Source organism: Pseudomonas triticicola (assembly GCF_019145375.1).
GTDB lineage: Bacteria > Pseudomonadota > Gammaproteobacteria > Pseudomonadales > Pseudomonadaceae > Aquipseudomonas > Aquipseudomonas triticicola.
The window spans coordinates 1,198,281-1,217,714 of record NZ_JAHSTX010000001.1; the positions used below are offsets into that span (position 1 = coordinate 1,198,281).

The window sequence follows — 19,434 nt, forward strand, 5'->3', positions numbered from 1 at the left end:
TTATGAGAATCAAAAGATCGCAGCCTTCGGCAGCTCCTAAACACAATCCGTAGGCGCTACCAAAGGCTGCGATCTTTCGCTTTTCACTTCGGATAAAGCGGCGGCAACCCACTTTCACTCACCGGATCCTGCACGCGCTCGGCGGCGGGAATCGTTCGAATCGCCCGCCACAAATCCTCACCCTGCCAATGCTGCCCGGTCTCGCTGTACAGCGCGCCGTTCAAGCCATCCAGTGCATCCGACAACGGCACAAACCGAGCCGCCATGTCCGCCAGTGTTTCCGGTTGCTGCCGCGCCCACGCATCCAACGCCTGGCGGGTGGCGTGGGGGTCGTTAGCCTGGCTGGCGCGTTTGATGTCGTCTAGCAGGGTGCGTGGGCTAGGGCCGGTCTGGGCGGCGCGGTGGATTGCCGGTTGCCAGCGGGCGCGCCACCAGAGGCCGAAGCCGAGCAGGGTGGTGCAGGCGAGGATCAGGGTGCTGAGTTTCCACCACCACAGGGTGTCGTTGTCGGGCGTGCTCGGTTGCAGGGTGCCGGCCGGGGTGTCGATTTGCAGGCTGGGGTTGTTCGCCACTTGCAGGGTGCGTGCGGGCAGGCTGCTGTGTTCGAGGTGGTCTTCGAAGGTGTTCCACCAGACTACGTCGACGGTTGGCAGGTCGATCGCGCCGCTGCGGCTTGGCACCAGGGCTTCGCGCTCTTCGCGGCTGCCGATGATGCCGCGGTCGCTGCTCTGGTTGCTCAGCACCGGTTGATCGGGGTAGCGGCGCAGGCCGTTGACGTCGGTGGCGGGCAGGGCGGGGAGTTGCGAGCTGGCGAGGCCTTCGACTTTCAGGGTCAGGCTACGGGTCAGTGAGTCGCCGACCTGGGTGTGATCCGGTTCCGGGCTCCAGCTTTCGCTGAGATTGAGGCTGCGCGCCGGCAGCCAGGGTGCATCGACCGGGTAGGTCAGCGGTTTCGGTTTGACCGTCAGCGGAATCGACGCCGAGCTGACGCGCATCAATTTGCCGGGCTTGGGCCCCGAGGCGTCTGCCGATGGCGCGGTATCGACCAGCGTGGCGCTGAAGGTCTGCGGGGCGATCGTCAGCAGGCCGCTGTGTTGCGGATAGATCGCGTAGCGCATCTCGATCACGCCGTGGCGCAGACCGTTGATGTCTTTCTCGTAGGTGCGCGTGTCGCCGAGCTGCTCGATGCGCGCATCGGCGATTTGCAGCGGGCTCAGGCTGCTGTCGTCGTACAGCGAAACCGAGTGATAAATGCGCAAAGTCAGGATGGCCTGGGCCTGCACGTAGACGCTGGTCTGGTCGAGGCTGGCTTCGATGAACACCGGATCAAGGCTGTTGTTGTCTTCGCGGTTATCGCTGGCGATCACCTGCACGGTAATCGGCTCGCTCTGCGCTTCGCCCAGTTGCAGCGGCGGAATCACGACGCTGCCGTTCTCTTTCGGCAGCAGGGTGATGATCCAGCGTGTGGTCGCGCGGTTGTCGCCGTTGAGGGTGTTGAGCTGGTTGACCTGGCGCGTGCCGCGCACTTCAAATAGCGCTTCCAGCGCCGACAGGTCGGGCTTGCCGAACTGGGTGACGTCGTCAGTTTCGAGGGTGAGCTCGACCGTCTCGCCGGAGTTCAGGCGACTGCGATCCACGCTGGCGGTCAGCTCGGCCGCCTGAGCGGTGGCCGTGCAGATCAGCAGGGGCAGCAAGAGAGCGGTGAAGCGGGTCATCGATTGTTTTCCTGATCCTGATGTTGTTGCTGTTCGTACCAGAATTTGCGCCTGAGCAGTTCGCCCGGGTCGTCCGGGATCTTGCCCAGCCATTGTTCGAGCGCCTGACGCTGCTCGCCTTCGAGGTTGTTCTCGCTCGGGCGCAGGGTCGGCACCGTGTCGGTTTCCTCTTCCTCGTTGCTGCCGGGGATTTCATTGGGGCCGGGCAGCGGCGGGGCGGTAGGCGGCGGTTCGCTGGCCGACTCGGCCGGTTGCTCGCTCTGGGTTTCACTGCTCACCGCCGGAGGGGGCGCGGTGGTGGGCGAAGGCTCATCGCCGGGCAGACTTTGTTCGTTCGGCTGGTTGTCCGGTTCGGGCGGCGGCGGGGCGTTTTTCTGCTTCAGCAGGTTTTCCACCAGCGCCTTGTTGGTCTGCGCCGGACGCAGATCCGGTTGCAATTCCAGCGCCTGTTCGTAGGCATCGATCGCTGCTTCCAGCTCGCCACTTTTTGCCAAGGCGTTGCCACGATTGTAGTGGGCGCGGGCATCGCTGCCCTCGGCAAAGCGCTGAGCGGCGCCACTGTAGTCGCCGGCCTCGTACAACGCCACCCCTTGCCACTGATGATCGTCAAAATGCTGCGCGGCTTCGGCCGGGCGTTTCTGCTTGAGCAGGTGCAAACCTTGCTGGTCGGGGCGCAGCCACAAGTCTTCGAAGTCGAAAGCGTAGCTCGGTTGCGGCAGGCACCACAGCAGCGGCAGACAGAACAGCCAACCACGGCGCCCGGCACACGCCGCCAGCAACAACAGCGGCAACAGCAGCCAGTAACCCTGATCGGCCCACGTATCGAGGCGCACGGTCTGGCCGTCGTCGCGCAGGCTGCGCGGGCCGTTGAGCAGGCCAAGTGCGCCAAGATCAGCCTCGTCAAGGCGCGCCGGGTGATACTCACCGCCCACGCTGTTGAGGAAAGTCGCCAGACCAGGACTGTCGAGTTGCGGCACGCGGATCGCGCCTTGCTCGTCCTTGAGGAAACTGCCGTCCTCCTGGGCAATCGGCGCACCTTCGGCGGTGCCGATGCCGAGCATCAGCAGTTGCGTCGACTCGCCATTCAGCGCACGGCGAATGCCGCGCCGTTCCTCTTCGTTGAGCGACGAACCGATCAGCAGAATCCGTCCCTGTCCCAGCGCACCTTGCTTGAGCAATGCCAATGCCTTGCTCACGGCCAGATCGGCGCGATGACCGCTCTGCGGCATCAGCGACGGCTTGAGTGCATCGAGCAGATTACGGCTGGTCGCCAAGTCATCCGACAGCGGCACCAGCGTGTGCGCGCTGCCGGCGTAGACGACGATGGCGGTCTGCGCGTCGCTGCGCGCCTGCAACAGGTCGAACAGCTTACGCCGCGCCTGTTCGAGACGCGTCGGCGGCGAGTCGGTGGCGAGCATCTCCGGGGTCAGTTCGAGCACGACTACCAGCGGATCGGCGGGTTTCTGGCTGGTCTGTTCGACGCGCTCCCAGCTCGGCCCGAGCAAGGCCAGAATAGTCAGCAACCACGCCACGCCAAGGGCGACCCACGGCAGTTTGCTCTGGCGACCGCTGCCGCCACTGAGCAATGCTGCATGGAACGCTGGCGGCAGAATCATCTGCCAGCGCCCGGCGCGTTTCTGTCGGTGCCAGAGTTGCCAGAGCAGCCAGCCGAGCAGCGGCAACAGCAACAGCCACCAAGGGCGGAACCAGTGCGGCCAGAGCGCGATCATCGGCGCCTCCGCAGGCGCAAACGCTGCAAGCGCTGACGCCAGTCCGGCAGCGGACTTTGCAAATACAGTTGCTTGCTGAACAGGCGTTGCAGCGGATTGTCCGGCCACAGTTCGCGAACGACCAGCAACAGGCTCAACCACAGCGCCAACGCCAGCGGCCAGTGATACAAGGCTTGCGCCGGGCGTGCCTGAGTCGGTTGTTGAGTCACCGGTTCGAGCTGATCGAGGGTGTCCTTGATCGCTTGCAGCTCCAGGCCGTCGTGGGCGCGGAAGTACTGGCCGCCGGTGATTTCGGCGATGGCCTTGAGCGCCGGCTCATCCAGATCAAGGCTCGGATTGACCCCGAGCAGGCCGGTCGAGCCGCTATCCTCGGGATTGGCGCCGATGCCGATCGGGTAGATTCTGACGCCTTCACTGGCGGCCAGTTTTGCGGCGGTCAGCGGATTGATTTCGCCGCCGTTGTTGGCGCCGTCGGTGACCAGAATCAGCACGCGACTTTGCGCCGGGCGCAGGCGCAGGCGTTTCAGGGCCAGGCCGATGGCATCGCCGATCGCCGTGTTCTTGCCGGCGATGCCGATCCGCGCCTCGTCGAGCCAGACGCGTACGGTGCGCCGGTCAAAGGTCAGCGGCGCTTGCAGGTAGGCCTGACTGCCGAACAGGATCAGGCCGACGCGGTCGCCGTCGCGGCTTTCAAGGAAATCGCCGAGCAAGTGCTGCACCAGCGACAGGCGACTGACTTCCTCGTCCTGCCATTGCATGTCAGGAAAATCCATCGAACCGGACACGTCCACCGCCACCAGCAGATCACGGCCACTGGCGGCTATCGGCAGCGGTTCGCCGAGCCATTGCGGGCGCGCGGCGGCGATCAGCAGGATCAGCCACAGCAAGATAAACGGCGCCTGCTGCCGCCACGCCGGCAAGTTGGCGCGGGCGCGGCGGCGGGCGAGGCCTTCGAGGTCGGCGAGGAAACTCACTTTGAGCGCCGGCTCGCCGCTGTCGGCCACCGGCAGGACAAGACGCATCAACCACGGCAGCGGCAACAGCACGAAGATCCACGGCCAGGCGAACTCAAACATGTTTGCGAATCCACGTGTCGACCGCTTGGGTCAGGCCGGCGATGGCTTTGTCATCGAGTTTGCATTCCGGTTTGTACGCGCCTTCGACCAGCACCATCCAGCGCGTCAGGCCGGCAGCCGGGCAGCGGTTGTCAAGGAAGGCCAGCCATTTCCGGCCGTTGAGGGTGTGGCTCTGGCTGTACGGATAGTGGTTGCGGCACAGGCGTTTGAGCAGGCCGTTGAGTTGTTGCAGCCAGGCACCGGCCGGAGCGCCATCGTAAGGCTTGGGCATTTGCGCCAGTTCGGCGAGCGCGGCGATGCGCACCGGATCCAGCGGTTGCTCGGCGCGTACCACCGGGCGTTTCTTCATCGGAATGAAGCGGCGCAGCTTCCACACGGCAAAACCCAGCAGCGGCAACAGCAGAAGCAGCAGCCACCAGCCCGGCGCCGGTGGCCAGAAGGCGATCGGCGGCGGCGAGATCAGCGGTTGCAGTTGTTCGAGGCCGTTCATCGACCTTTCCCCGGACGCTGCGGGTTCAGGAACTCGCGCATCTGCTCAACCATTTCGCTCTGCGTGCTCAACGGCATCAGCAACACCCGCAGCTTTTGCGCGAGCAATTCCCAACGGGCGATGCGCGCTTCGGCCTGGGCGCGGTAGGTCTGGCGCAGGTCGAAGTTCAGCGTGTCGATCTCCAGTTGTGCGCCACGTTCGGCGAAGCGCAGCAGGCCGGCGGCGGGCAGGGCGTGATCGAGTGGATCGGACAGCGGCAACATCAGCAGATCGCAATGCCGCGCCAGCAGACTCAATTGCTGCTCGGCGCTGTCGGACAAAGCGCGTTCATCGCAAATGACGATGGCCAGACTGCCCGGGCGCAGCACTTCCCGCGCGCGGCGCAGGGCCACGCCGAAGGCATCGCGATCTGGCTCGCGCTCGCTGTGCAGCGACTGATTGACCTTGACCAGACGGTTGAGCAATTGCAGCAGGCTCTGCTTGCTCCGGCGAGGTTTGATTTCGTAGTGCTCGTTATCGCCAAACACCAGCCCGCCAACCCGGTCGTTGTGCCCCAGCGCGGCCCAACCGATCAGCGCCGCGACCTGGGCCGCCAGTACCGATTTGAACATCAGCCCCGAGCCGAAAAACAGCCGGGTGCTTTGCTCGACCATGATGAAAATCGGTCGCTCGCGCTCTTCGTGGAACAGCTTGGTGTGCGGTTCCTGCGTGCGCGCAGTGACGCGCCAGTCGATGGTGCGCACATCGTCACCGGCCTGATACACCCGCACCTGATCGAAGTCGACGCCACGGCCACGGAATTTCGAGTGATGCAGGCCGATCAGCGGGCTGCGCTGACTCGGCGTGGAAAACAGTTGCACCTCGCGCACGCGGTGACGCATCTCGATCAGCTCGGCGAGGCTGATGCGGATACCGGGTTCGGAGGGCAGGGCGGCGTTCATGGGGTCAAGCGACGGCGACGACGTCGAGAATCCGCTGCACCACGCGATCCTGATCGATGCCAGCGGCTTCGGCTTCGAACGACAGAATGATGCGATGGCGCAACACGTCGAACAGCACCGCTTGAATGTCTTCCGGGCTGACGAAATCGCGACCGGCCAGCCAGGCATGAGCGCGGGCGCAGCGATCGAGGGCGATCGAGCCGCGTGGACTGGCACCGTAAGCGATCCACTCGGCCATTTCCTGGTCGAACTTGGCCGGGTTACGCGTGGCCATGACCAGTTGCACCAGGTATTCCTCCACGGCGTCGGCCATGTACAAACCAAGGATTTCCTTGCGCGCGGCGAAGATCGCCTGCTGGCTGACCCGGCGCTCGGGCTTGGTCTCACCGTTCAACGCCTCGCCACGGGCCTGCTGGAGGATACGCCGTTCGACAGCGGCGTCGGGGAAGCCGATCTTGACGTGCATGAGGAAGCGGTCGAGCTGGGCTTCCGGCAACGGATAGGTGCCTTCCTGTTCGATCGGGTTCTGCGTGGCCATTACCAGAAACAGCGGCGACAGCTCATAGGTGCTGCGCCCGACGCTGACCTGACGCTCGGCCATCGCTTCGAGCAAGGCCGATTGCACCTTGGCCGGCGCACGGTTGATTTCGTCGGCCAGCACCAGGTTGTGAAAGATCGGCCCCTGCTGGAAGACGAAGCTGCCGGTTTCCGGACGGTAGATTTCGGTGCCGGTGATGTCGGCCGGCAGCAGGTCGGGGGTGAACTGGATTCGATGGAACTGGGCTTCGATGCCCTCGGCGAGTTCTTTGATCGCTTTGGTCTTGGCCAGACCGGGAGCGCCCTCGACCAGCATGTGGCCGTCGGCGAGCAGGGCGATGAGCAAACGCTCGATGAGTTTTTCCTGGCCGAGAATCTGCGTTGAAAGAAAGGTTCGCAGCGCCAGCAGCGCTTCACGATGTTCCATCGGTGACTGTTCCTGGAAAGGGGGTGGCCGGGGCGTTCGGATAACGCCGGGGCTGGGGGCGTTACTTTAATCCATCGTGGGGGGCGGCGACTAACGGCATTTGCGCGATTTGTCAGTATCGGCCTCCGTTTGCACTGTGTAGGGCCGTTTCTGGACGTTGCTACGATTCAGGTCTGCGTGTGCAAGCTGTTCAATATGACCTTGATGGCGGGGCGCTCAAGCAGTTCGCACCATTTGCCTTCATCAACGATGGCGCCTTGCTGCATGACGAGCACGCGGTCAAAACGATGGAGATGTTCAACATCATGGGTGACACATACAAAGCCCTGTCCAGCGAATGTCTTGAATAGCAAATCCCACACTGGTGTGGCGAGTTTCGGTTCAATCGAAGCACTCGGCTCATCAAACAGATTGAATTTGCCCGGTCGATTGAGGAGTCGCAGCAACGAAAGCCGCTTCGCTTCACCTCCGGAGATATTGGTGGCGTTTTCAGCGATGTGACCTCGGCCAATGATTTCATCAAGCTGGAGAGATTGAATTGCCTCGTTCAATGTTTTCGACTGCTCAACACCGAAAAGTACGGACTGTTCAAAGCTTCCTTCCAGGAACTGCGGAGACTGGGGGCTGTAACGCACCGTTTCCAGATGAACGCGAGCATTTAAGCGATCTATGCACAGCTCGTCGATGAACAGCCGGGGCCGCACCGAAAAATCCAGTCCTGCCAGCGCTTCGAGTAACGTCGATTTGCCAGCGCCGCTGGGCCCGATGATCGCGACGGATTGGCCCTGTCGGAAGCTGATCTGGCTGGCAATTGATAGCTGCGCAACACCGTTATGGGTGATCTCGCAGGGCTCGAGCCGTAATGTTGATAGGTTATGCAACGCATCAGAGTCATTGCGGCGATCGTTATCGAAGTCAGCAGTTGCAAGTAATTCTTTGAGTCGCCGTTGATCAGCCGAGAATTGATCCAGCACCCGATAGCCTTCGGTCAGCGCCGATACATTCAACAGGAACGTACCAGCAATAGAGAAAATGGCTACCAACTGACCGACGCTGATACTTGCTTGTCCGGACGTCTGATCCATGACTCCCCAAGCCAACAAACCGCCGGTGGACAGGCTGATAAACAAAATCTTCGCCGCGCTCAACAGTCCGCCCGAGCCTGCTACGGTTACAGCAGCGTTGGCGTAGCGCTCAAATGCTCGGTTCAAGGGTTGTAGGGCCGTGCGTTCGGCGCGTTCCAGTTTTATCGATTTACCAGCCCTCAAAGTATTGACCAAGGTTGCACTCAGCTCATCCTCCTGGTCATTAACAGCATCGATGTGTTTTCTGCGCCATCGAATGATCCGGTGAGTTGCATAGAGATAACAGCCACCGAGGCCTGCTAGCGCGCAGAAAACCCAGGCTCCGCCCATATACCAGAATGCGCCGGCCACAATAAGAAATTCCAGACACAGGGGGAAACCCGTAGTGACGAAGAACATCAGCAACTGTTCGTGGGCAGTGATTCCGCGCTCGACCGACTTGATGAACTGTCCTATTCGCCACGTGCCGAACTGGGAAAAGTCCTTGCCCATCAACCGCGCCATCCAATTGATGGAAGCATCCATGACAATTCGCTGGACGAGCTTTGAGAGCAGTAGCGTTTGCAGCGGGGTGGTCATCGACTGAATGCAACCGGCCAGCGTAAAAGCTGCGGTGAAAAAAAGCAGCGTACGCAGCGTTGTGTGATCGGCATCGTTTAGTGAATCGACGATCTTGCCCAATAGCAAAGGAGGGGCCAGGGCGAGGATTTTCAGGGTGATGGTTGCGCCTATTGTCATCACCAGCAGGAGTCGATGTTTCTCGCAGGCTGTTCTTATAAATGTCTGCATGAGTATGTGCCTGTGGTCGTTTTGAATCACGCCGTTGGCGAGCTCCTGGTGCCGAGCAAAATGTGCTGAGGAGCTACGGGTTGGCCATTTCTGATTATGTTGAATCGGTCGAGACCCGGGATATAAGTCTGGGTAACTACGTTGGTCCCGGGATACTCCATGACTGTTCTGAAAAATAGGACTTTGTTCATGCCGCTCAGGTTTTTTCGGAGCAAGGCAAGTTGTTCAGGAACAGAGAGTGCAAGCAGGTTTTTTGGCGGCGCCAGGGTATTGAGTTTCAAGTTTTTAACAGGTGCAAAGTCTATCAGCTGTTTCAGTTTCTCGGATTGACAAAGCACATCAAGTATCTTTCGGTCCGCGATTTCATCGTTGGCGTCGTATAAGGCGTTTGATTGGAATTGCTCCGTTACCGCTCTTTGGATGGCGATAAATATGTCCAAAGAACAGCCGGAGCCGATTGCGGATATATGTCGGTCGCCGGGGCCGGTTCGTGGTAATGCAACTGCCAGATAAACTTCTGACTCGTCTTTGATAATGATGATCTGCAAAGCTTCGGCAGCCCGTAGCGCGTATGAGTTGTTGAACAGGGCTTGCGCAAGCAGGGGCGCCGACGGTGAGTAGAGATCGATCGGAGGTATCAGTCTGCAGACGGCCATGAAAAACCGGGACAACAGGTGTCGCTCAATCAGTTCCAGGGTACCGTGCAGCAGTGCTTCTGATTTCGTGCAGCCGAAAGCAGTTCCTGAGTTAGAGGCGTAGCGATTTAAAAAGCGCGTCGGTTGACTCGTTGTTTTACGTTCATCTTTGACCGGATACAGCAGGGCGCATGGCACAAAAAGCCCGGCGCAGCCGTCGAGTGATGCAAGCTGCAGACACTGTAGTGGCTCGATGTTTTTTCGCAGACTTGTGAAAATGCCGTCCGACTCGACCCCGTTCTGCGAAGCGATGTCACTGCAACCAAGCGTTTTGCAAAATGGCGGCTCGGCGTGAAACATCGCGTAGTGCTCAAGGCTTTCAGCAAGTGCACCTACAAGCGCGTCGGGACCTTTGCCTGCGCCTGATTCAATCAGCGTGTCGTATTCGTTATAGAGTTCGGCAGTAGCGACCAGATTACCGTCATCTACATAGCGCACTCGCGCTCTCAAACCCAGTGTCTGGATAACATTGTTTATTCGGACAAACGCTTCCCTGGATGAAATCTCACGCTCTGACATGGTGAGCCTCGTAGGCTTGAATGCCGAAAGATCGACTTTCGGCATTTTCAGGATTGGCTGATCGGGAGGCCGAGTCAGCGGGTCAGTGAGGCGAAGAAGTCCAGTTCCGTCGCCAGGAAACCTTCAAAGTGGCCCGAGCCATAAGGCAAATCATCGAAGGTGTTTATTTCAGAACGTTTTCTACCCATTACATATGACTCCATTGAATATCACGTTGTCGGCACTTTTTTGTGCGCCGAGCTTGCATGTTTTTTTGCAAGCGCAACGAGTAATAACAAGGGAGTGTTGGGCCCGCAATCAGACGGATTCCGATGATTGCGTAGGGCGCTTCTTGAGGAGTAGTAGGATCGAACTTCGTGCTGTTAAACACAGCGGCGTTCTATGCGGAAAATTAGCGCAAATTATGGTTTGCAGGTGTTTAGAACTTGTGGAGATATCGATCAGCGTGGAATTAATGACGATGGCATTAGGGGCGATCAAATGCCGTCGTCATTTATCTTGCCATGTGAGCCGAACTGGTTATTCCAGATTATTTACAAAAGTTCCTGTCCCATCGAGAATATTCTTCAAAGTCTCAACAACCTCATCCATATCCACCATATCCGGGTTGAAAGCGATCTCCAGCACATCATCGCCATTCAACGCATCGGCATCCGCCGCAGCGATCTCGATCTTCAGCAGTTTCGACGTCAGCGTGACCTTGACCCCCTCGAGCGTCGAAGGCTCGCCATCCAGGGTGATCTCCAGCTCATCCTCATCCGGGTAACGGCTCATCAGGAACATCTCGCCCTTGTCGCTGTGGCAGCAGAGCATGGCCATGTTGTCTTCTTCGTCGTCGCACGGGTTGACGATCAGTAGCGCGGTGGTCATTTGCATGGGGGAAATCCTGGGCAGTGGCGGCGGTGAATCTGTTCGAAGGCGCGATTTTGCCAGTCTCAACCGGTTTGCGCTGCCTCCATCGGTAAAAAGTGGCAAAGCAGGACATTTCCGTCGCCCACTTCCGAATAGCGCGAAGGGAAAATCCGCCGTCAGCGTAAGGCAATTACCGAATGCGCAAAATCGACCCGAAATTTCGATTTTTCCCTTGTGATAGCCACCTTTTTGCCGTTAGTTTCGCCGCTCTTGCGCAATGGACTGCGTTAAAAAAATCCAGAAAAGGACCTTTGCCATGACCCAATATTTCGAACGCGCCGAAGAAATCCGCCACCTGTCCAATGAACAGATCGAGGAAATCTACAAGCGCTATCTCGAAGGCGAAAAAACTGCCGCGCTGATGGCGGAATTTCAGATCCCTGCAACGGTGCGCAGTCTGCTCAAGGTTCTGCCCCCGGTTATCAGTGCCGACCTCAGTTGTCCTTACTGCAAACTGCCAATGTGGGTGCGCCGACACGCCAGAGGTACTCCGCTTTCGCTGCGCAGTACCTTCAAATGCGTACGCTGTGAGCACCAGCAAAGCCTACCCGGCACCAATACCCGCCACACGACTTGCAGCTGCACAGAATGTTTCAAAGTGCGCCAGCAGCAGCTTGCCGCCCGGGCCACGCGTGATCGCCTGGAATTGGAAGCTCGGTATGGCGCGCGATGCCCCGCAGTGCCTTACGCCAATCTGGGGTTTGTGCAGAAGCTGACGTTGCTCGCTTTGCTGGATGATGGTTACGGCGCAACCGTTGAATGGATTGCGCCGTTGAATGCGCCATCCAGAGAAGAGCTGCTCGCCCTGACGTTCGAGGCACGTGAGGAGCTGCTCAAAGGCCTGCACGAAGCCGGGGTGCTGGCGGTTTCCACCGATTCCGACATCAACGCATTTGATCGCAGCGAGGGCTGCAGTATTCGCGAATACAGCGCGGTGCGTTGGCTGCCCAACATCACGCTGGATGGCGCGGCGCGCAGTACCCGTGAGAACTTGTACCTGGTGCTGTATCAGGAGTTGTCAGGCAGCGTAAAAGCGGCCTGGAAGAGCGAAATCTATTCACTGGTCTTCAGTCTCGCCCGCGAAGAGGCGATTCAATACATTCGTTTGTTGGCCCATGAAGTGGACTTCGCCTTCACGGCCGAAGCGCGCGCCGAGGAGGTGGTCGGGCAGTTGCTGCAGGATTTTTCGGTCAGTCAGGTGTATTACTTCGCCCGGCTGGCAGTGAGAAACGCCGCGCATTTCTATGCCACCGGCAATTCCAAGGGGCGCAGTCACGCCTCCAATACCATTCCGCGCAACATGCTGAGCACGGCGCAAGACGCGCTGGCGCGCCAATGGCGCAAAAATGGCTATCGCGATGCGCGGGTGCCGCAAACGGCCTTGCAGCGTTTGCTTTTCGGCGTGGTGCTCAAGGACAGCGGCGCCGGATTTTCCAAATCGCCGGGCATGTACTGGCGTGACGAACTGGTCCCGCAATTCTTTTCCGCCGTGGCCTTCGACAGCGACTTGCTCAGCCACCTGCGCCTGTTCTGCCGCGAATGCGATTCGAGCAACATCGACGCCAGCATGGACAAGCAGATCCTGCAGACGATGTGCTACGACTGCGCCACGGTGAGCAAATTCAGAGCCTTTGAGGAACTGCCGGACTGATCCGTGTCAACCGCTGGCGCTGAACCGGATGCCACGCTCAGGGTCGATAACAGGGCCTTGGGCGTTTTCGTTTCCGGATATGTAACGTCCTCGGCGACCGACCTGGCACGAAAGTCCCGTGAAACCGGGGTTTCGAACCTGCATTTCGGCGCACGCCTGCTAGTGTTGATGCAGGCCAAACCCTGCATTTACGTGCCAATGACCGAATATGTCGCAGCACCGCAAGCAGACACATTGTCGCACCCATTAAGCTGCGCAACGGATGAGCACCCGTAAAGGCATTGCCGGCAGCGCTGGCAGTCGCTTTTGCAGATGCTCATTCATGGAAGGTGAATGTGACCTGAGTGTCCCGTCCAGCTTCACCCACCTGTCTCCCTGTTTCCTCTGCCCGAGAATCAGGAACAGGGCGACACCAGCCCCGAAAGGGCTGTTGCACGCGACGCTTTCCATCAATAACAAGCTTAAGCGGAGTACCACAGATGGCGTTCTTCACCGCAGCCAGCAAAGCCGACTTCCAGCACCAACTGCAAGCGGCACTGGCGCAGCACATCAGTGAACAGGCACTGCCACAAGTGGCGCTGTTCGCTGAACAATTCTTCGGCATCATTTCCCTGGACGAGCTGACTCAACGTCGTCTCTCCGACCTCGCTGGCTGTACTCTCTCTGCGTGGCGCCTGCTTGAGCGCTTCGATCACGCGCAACCGCAAGTGCGTGTCTACAACCCCGATTACGAACGCCACGGCTGGCAGTCGACCCACACCGCGGTCGAAGTGCTGCACCACGACCTGCCATTTCTGGTCGACTCGGTGCGTACCGAGCTGAACCGTCGCGGCTACAGCATTCACACCCTGCAGACCACCGTGCTCAGCGTACGTCGTGGCAGCAAGGGCGAATTGCTGGAAGTCCTGCCAAAGGGCAGCACCGGCGAAGGCGTGCTGCACGAATCGCTGATGTACCTGGAAATCGACCGTTGCGCCAACGCGGCCGAGCTGAACGTGCTGAGCAAAGAGCTTGAGCAGGTGCTCGGTGAAGTGCGCGTCGCCGTCGCTGACTTCGAGCCGATGAAAGCCAAGGTGCAGGACATCCTCACCCAGCTCGACAACAGCGCCTATCCGGTCGATGCCGACGAAAAGAACGAAATCAAGAGCTTCCTGGAATGGCTGGTGGGCAACCACTTCACCTTCCTCGGCTACGAAGAGTTCGTGGTTACCGATCAAGCCGATGGCGGCCACATCGAGTACGACCAGAATTCCTTCCTCGGCCTGACCAAACTGCTGCGCACCGGCCTGACCTACGAAGACCTGCGCATCGAAGACTACGCCGTGTCCTACCTGCGCGAACCGACCCTGCTGTCGTTCGCCAAGGCTGCGCACCCGAGCCGCGTACACCGTCCGGCTTACCCGGATTACGTGTCGATCCGTGAAATCGACGCCGACGGCAAAGTCATCAAGGAACACCGTTTCATGGGCCTGTACACCTCCTCGGTGTATGGCGAGAGCGTGCGGGTCATCCCGTTCATCCGCCGCAAGGTCGAAGAAATCGAGCGCCGCTCCGGCTTCCAGTCCAAGGCCCACTTGGGCAAGGAACTGGCGCAGGTCCTCGAAGTGCTGCCGCGTGACGACCTGTTCCAGACCCCGGTCGACGAACTGTTCACCACCGTGATGTCGATCGTGCAGATCCAGGAACGCAACAAGATCCGCGTGTTCCTGCGCAAAGACCCGTACGGTCGCTTCTGCTACTGCCTGGCCTACGTGCCGCGCGACATTTATTCCACCGAAGTCCGCCAGAAGATCCAGCAAGTGCTGATGGAGCGCCTGAAGGCTTCCGACTGCGAGTTCTGGACCTTCTTCTCGGAATCCGTGCTGGCCCGCGTGCAGTTGATCCTGCGCGTCGATCCGAAGAACCGCCTCGACATCGACCCGGTACTTCTGGAAAAAGAAGTGGTCCAGGCCTGCCGCAGCTGGCAGGACGACTACGCCGCACTGACCGTCGAAAGCTTCGGCGAAGCCCACGGCACCAACGTGCTGGCCGACTTCCCGAAAGGCTTCCCGGCCGGTTACCGCGAGCGTTTTGCCGCGCATTCGGCTGTGGTCGACATGCAGCACCTGCTGAGCCTCAACGAAAAAAATCCGCTGGTGATGAGCTTCTATCAGCCGCTCGGTCAGGTCTCCGGCCAGCGCGAGCTGCATTGCAAGCTGTATCACGCCGACACGCCGCTGGCGCTGTCCGACGTCCTGCCGATTCTGGAAAACCTCGGCCTGCGCGTACTGGGTGAATTCCCGTATCGCCTGCGCCACACCAACGGCCGCGAATTCTGGATTCACGATTTCGCCTTCACCGCCGCCGAAGGTCTGGACCTCGACATCCAGCAACTCAACGACACCCTGCAGGACGCGTTCGTGCACATCGTGCGCGGCGATGCCGAAAACGATGCGTTCAACCGTCTGGTGCTGACCGCCGGTCTGCCATGGCGCGACGTGGCACTGCTGCGTGCCTACGCGCGTTACCTGAAGCAGATTCGTCTGGGCTTCGACCTGGGTTACATCGCCAGCACCCTGAACAACCACACCGACATCGCTCGCGAACTGACCCGGTTGTTCAAGACCCGCTTCTACCTGGCGCGCAAGCTCGGCAGCGACGATCTGGAAGACAAGCAACTGCGTCTGGAACAAGCGATTCTGACCGCACTGGACGATGTTCAGGTGCTCAACGAAGACCGCATCCTGCGTCGTTACCTCGACCTGATCAAAGCCACCCTGCGCACCAACTTCTATCAGACTGACGCCAACGGCCAGAACAAGTCGTACTTCAGCTTCAAGTTCAACCCGCATGCGATCCCTGAGCTGCCGAAGCCAGTGCCGAAGTTCGAAATCTTCGTCTACTCGCCACGCGTCGAAGGCGTGCACCTGCGCTTCGGCAACGTTGCCCGTGGTGGTCTGCGCTGGTCCGATCGTGAAGAAGACTTCCGTACCGAAGTGCTCGGCCTGGTAAAAGCCCAGCAAGTGAAAAACTCGGTCATCGTGCCGGTGGGTGCGAAGGGCGGCTTCCTGCCGCGTCGTCTGCCACTGGGCGGCAGCCGTGACGAGATCGCGGCCGAGGGCATCGCCTGCTACCGCATCTTCATTTCCGGCCTGTTGGACATCACCGACAACCTGAAGGACGGCGCACTGGTACCGCCGGTCAATGTCGTGCGTCATGACGACGATGACCCGTACCTGGTGGTCGCGGCGGACAAGGGCACTGCAACCTTCTCCGACATCGCCAACGGCATCGCCATCGACTACGGCTTCTGGCTGGGTGACGCGTTTGCGTCCGGTGGTTCGGCCGGTTACGACCACAAGAAAATGGGCATCACCGCCAAGGGCGCGTGGGTCGGCGTACAGCGCCACTTCCGCGAGCGCGGCATCAATGTTCAGGAAGACAGCATCACCGTGGTTGGCGTCGGCGACATGGCCGGCGACGTGTTCGGTAACGGCCTGTTGATGTCCGACAAGCTGCAACTGGTCGCTGCGTTCAACCACATGCACATCTTCATCGACCCGAACCCGAACCCGGCGACCAGTTTCGTCGAGCGTCAGCGTCTGTTCGACCTGCCGCGTTCGGCCTGGACCGATTACGACACCAGCATCATGTCCGAAGGTGGCGGTATCTTCTCGCGCAGCGCGAAGAGCATCGCGATCTCGCCGCAGATGAAAGAACGCTTCGACATCCAGGCTGACAAGCTGACCCCGACCGAACTGCTCAACGCCTTGCTCAAGGCGCCGGTGGATCTGTTGTGGAACGGCGGTATCGGCACCTACGTCAAGGCCAGCACCGAAAGCCACGCCGATGTCGGCGACAAGGCCAACGATGCACTGCGCGTCAACGGTAACGAGCTGCGCTGCAAAGTAGTGGGCGAGGGCGGTAACCTCGGCATGACCCAACTGGGTCGTGTGGAATTCGGTCTCAATGGCGGCGGTTCCAACACCGACTTCATCGACAACGCCGGTGGCGTGGACTGCTCCGACCACGAAGTGAACATCAAGATCCTGCTGAACGAAGTGGTTCAGGCCGGTGACATGACCGACAAGCAACGCAACCAGTTGCTGGCGAGCATGACCGACGAAGTCGGCAATCTGGTGCTGGGCAACAACTACAAGCAGACTCAGGCCCTGTCCCTGGCGGCGCGCCGTGCCTACGCGCGCATCGCTGAGTACAAGCGTCTGATGAGCGATCTGGAAGGTCGTGGCAAGCTGGACCGTGCCATCGAATTCCTGCCGACCGAAGAGCAACTGACCGAGCGCGTCGCTGAGGGCCACGGCCTGACCCGTCCTGAGCTGTCGGTGCTGATTTCCTACAGCAAGATCGACCTGAAAGAGCAGCTGCTGGGCTCGCTGGTGCCGGACGACGATTACCTGACCCGCGACATGGAAACGGCGTTTCCGCCGACCCTGGTCAGCAAGTTCTCCGAAGCCATGCGTCGCCATCGTCTGAAGCGCGAGATCGTCAGCACCCAGATCGCCAACGATCTGGTCAACCACATGGGCATCACCTTCGTGCAGCGACTCAAAGAGTCGACCGGCATGAGCCCGGCAAACGTGGCTGGCGCTTACGTGATCGTGCGCGACATCTTCCACCTCCCGCACTGGTTCCGTCAGATCGAAGCGCTGGACTACCAGGTTTCCGCTGACGTGCAGCTGGAACTGATGGACGAGCTGATGCGTCTGGGCCGTCGCGCCACGCGCTGGTTCCTGCGTGCCCGCCGCAACGAGCAGAATGCTGCCCGTGACGTCGCGCACTTCGGTCCGCACCTGAAAGAGCTGGGGCTGAAACTCGACGAGCTGCTCAGCGGCGAAATCCGCGAGAACTGGCAGTCGCGCTATCAGGCGTACGTCGAAGCCGGTGTGCCGGAATTGCTGGCGCGTATGGTTGCGGGCACTTCGCACCTGTACACGCTGCTGCCGATCATCGAAGCCGCAGACGTCACCGGGCAGGACCCGGCCGAAGTGGCCAAGGCCTACTTCGCCGTGGGCTCTGCGCTGGACATCACCTGGTACTTGCAACAGATCAGCGCCTTGCCGGTGGAAAACAACTGGCAGGCTCTGGCCCGTGAAGCGTTCCGTGATGATGTCGACTGGCAGCAACGGGCGATCACCATCTCCGTCCTGCAACAGGGCGACGGCTCCCAGGACGTGGAAGCACGCCTGGCGCTGTGGATGGCCCAGCACGAAAGCATGATCGAACGCTGGCGCGCCATGCTGGTGGAAATCCGTGCTGCGAGCGGTACGGACTACGCCATGTACGCGGTGGCCAACCGTGAACTGCTGGATCTTGCGTTGAGCGGGCAAGCGATCGTGCCTGCGATCACTGCGAATGCCGAGCTTGAACTGGCGTAAGTAGTGGCTGAATGAAACAGCCCCGCTCTCGAAAGAGGCGGGGCTTTTTCATGTCTGTCATTCAGAACGTATCGGCGCAGCGGAAGGCGAAGCTAAGGACGCTATCAGCATGGAGCAGGGAGGTTCCGGCTACGACAATCTGATTGTTCTGGATAGCAAGGCCTCCCGCCATGTCGAGCACGCTGGTCAGATTGATGATCAGCATACCGTCCTCGGCAAAATCGCGATCTGGAGAGCCGTCCGATTTGAACTGGGCAATGACGATTTCCGAGTCTTCTTCGCCGTGGGTGCTGGAAACCACGAGGATATGTCCGCCTTCTCGCAGCGTGCCAGAGGTCCATTGGATGCCGAAAGGCGCGTCGGAATAAGGCGTCAGAACTGGCTTCCCTTCATTGAAGTCGGTGGCGTATTTCCCATTCCTGTCGACACAAACCAGGACGCCCGTGTGAACAAAATTCTCCGAGGTGGCGCTACCGATGCCGAGGATGTTGCCATCAGGCATTTCGACCAGTTTGTTGATCTGACTGAGCTTGTCCAGGTGGTCGAACAGGGCAAAACCGTTATCGCCAAAGCTGCTGACAGGCTTACCTGCGGCGTCGAAGAGGGCAATCATTGCGCGATAGCCGACATTGCTTGAGACGTAACCTGCGATGGCGAATTTGCCGTCTTGGAGCCGGATCAGCGAGCCAGTCCACGTGGAGTTGGCCAGGTATCGAATCGCGACGTAACCCTGTCCCTGGCCAAACGTAGTGTCCAGATCTCCGTTGCCCTGCAGCCTTATCAAAAGACCGCATTGGTCGTTGAAGGAATATTGATGGTTGCTGAGTACCATCAGATTTCCATCGGCCAGTTCAATGGCATGGCCACTGTGATCGGATGCCGTAGTGCGTTTTGGCCCCAGTGCTACCTCGGACGACGTGAGGGCGGGCAACGGAATCGGATTCACGATGACCACGCCGTTGACGCCAAATGCGGTCTCGGGGGTTCCGTCATTGCGAAACATCGCCAAGCCGCGTTGTGGCTGTGCGTATTCGTGTAGAAAAAAGGAACCCTGAAGCATCAGGTTCCCGCTCTTGAGGATGCTGATGCTGCCACCCGTGGATTTATAGCCCTGCGCGAAAACCCCGCTGGCCACGCCATCCCGGGAAAACGAAGTGTCCTGTGTGCCATCAGGCTTCAACCGCACAATGGCGAACTTGTTGCCCGCACTGGCGGCGATCAGCAGCTTGCCGTCCGCCGCGACGGTAATTGCGTTGGCGAAGCTGTTTTCCTGATCGGGGTATTTGAACCAGGTGAGGCCATTTTTGTTAGGGCCGAAAGTGGGGTCCAGGTTATGCGCAGCGGTGTCTTTTACTTCAGTCATGGTCAGCTCCTCGAATACGCTGTTTTTGCGTAAAGCGATCAGTCGATAGAGACCGGCAAATCAACGCAGTGCTGGTATTTGGGAAGCTTTCGATCGCGCTGTCCACTGTCAGACCTGACAGTGGACAGC

At 59.8% G+C, this 19,434-nt stretch carries 12 protein-coding genes; 2 read left to right on the forward strand and 10 right to left on the reverse strand.

Translation table 11 applies throughout. From position 1 onward, the window contains the following. Positions 1–83: 83 nt before the first annotated feature. The 9 genes from KVG85_RS05540 to KVG85_RS05580 form a co-directional block, all read right to left on the reverse strand. A complete protein-coding gene (locus KVG85_RS05540; protein ID WP_217863204.1) occupies positions 84–1,715 on the reverse strand; it encodes a BatD family protein in 1,632 nt (543 codons plus the stop codon). After that, positions 1,712–3,445, reverse strand: coding sequence for a vWA domain-containing protein (locus KVG85_RS05545; protein ID WP_217863205.1), 1,734 nt, complete (start codon positions 3,443–3,445; stop codon positions 1,712–1,714). The genes KVG85_RS05540 and KVG85_RS05545 overlap by 4 nt, the downstream gene beginning before the upstream one ends. Next, positions 3,442–4,521 carry a vWA domain-containing protein gene (locus KVG85_RS05550; RefSeq protein ID WP_207808672.1) on the reverse strand — a complete coding sequence of 360 codons (1,080 nt, stop codon included), beginning with the start codon at positions 4,519–4,521 and terminating at the stop codon, positions 3,442–3,444. The genes KVG85_RS05545 and KVG85_RS05550 overlap by 4 nt, the downstream gene beginning before the upstream one ends. Further along, on the reverse strand, positions 4,514–5,011 hold the full coding sequence (locus KVG85_RS05555; RefSeq protein ID WP_042606790.1) for a DUF4381 domain-containing protein: 498 nt from the start codon (positions 5,009–5,011) through the stop codon (positions 4,514–4,516). Before KVG85_RS05555 ends, KVG85_RS05550 begins: the two co-directional genes overlap by 8 nt. Continuing rightward, positions 5,008–5,952, reverse strand: coding sequence for a DUF58 domain-containing protein (locus tag KVG85_RS05560; RefSeq protein ID WP_016774988.1), 945 nt, complete (start codon positions 5,950–5,952; stop codon positions 5,008–5,010). The genes KVG85_RS05555 and KVG85_RS05560 overlap by 4 nt, the downstream gene beginning before the upstream one ends. A 4-nt stretch (positions 5,953–5,956) precedes the next feature. Then, on the reverse strand, positions 5,957–6,916 hold the full coding sequence (locus KVG85_RS05565; RefSeq protein ID WP_217863206.1) for an AAA family ATPase: 960 nt from the start codon (positions 6,914–6,916) through the stop codon (positions 5,957–5,959). Between the two features lie 167 nt (positions 6,917–7,083). Further along, positions 7,084–8,790 carry an ATP-binding cassette domain-containing protein gene (locus KVG85_RS05570; protein WP_217863207.1) on the reverse strand — a complete coding sequence of 569 codons (1,707 nt, stop codon included), beginning with the start codon at positions 8,788–8,790 and terminating at the stop codon, positions 7,084–7,086. 26 nt (positions 8,791–8,816) lie between these two features. Then, complete coding sequence (locus KVG85_RS05575) at positions 8,817–10,004, reverse strand: YcaO-like family protein (RefSeq protein ID WP_217863208.1); 1,188 nt, start codon at positions 10,002–10,004, stop codon at positions 8,817–8,819. A gap of 519 nt (positions 10,005–10,523) precedes the next feature. After that, on the reverse strand, positions 10,524–10,880 hold the full coding sequence (locus KVG85_RS05580; protein WP_217863209.1) for a hypothetical protein: 357 nt from the start codon (positions 10,878–10,880) through the stop codon (positions 10,524–10,526). A 292-nt stretch (positions 10,881–11,172) separates the two neighbouring features. Between KVG85_RS05580 and KVG85_RS05585 the strand changes: the two genes are divergently transcribed. After that, positions 11,173–12,567, forward strand: coding sequence for a hypothetical protein (locus KVG85_RS05585; RefSeq protein ID WP_217863210.1), 1,395 nt, complete (start codon positions 11,173–11,175; stop codon positions 12,565–12,567). Between the two features lie 479 nt (positions 12,568–13,046). Then, positions 13,047–17,942, forward strand: coding sequence for an NAD-glutamate dehydrogenase (locus KVG85_RS05590; RefSeq protein ID WP_125927361.1), 4,896 nt, complete (start codon positions 13,047–13,049; stop codon positions 17,940–17,942). Positions 17,943–18,003: 61 nt separating this feature from the next. Here the strand turns inward: KVG85_RS05590 and KVG85_RS05595 are convergent, their stop codons facing one another. Further along, positions 18,004–19,305, reverse strand: coding sequence for an NHL repeat-containing protein (locus KVG85_RS05595; RefSeq protein ID WP_217863211.1), 1,302 nt, complete (start codon positions 19,303–19,305; stop codon positions 18,004–18,006). Positions 19,306–19,434 lie beyond the last annotated feature (129 nt).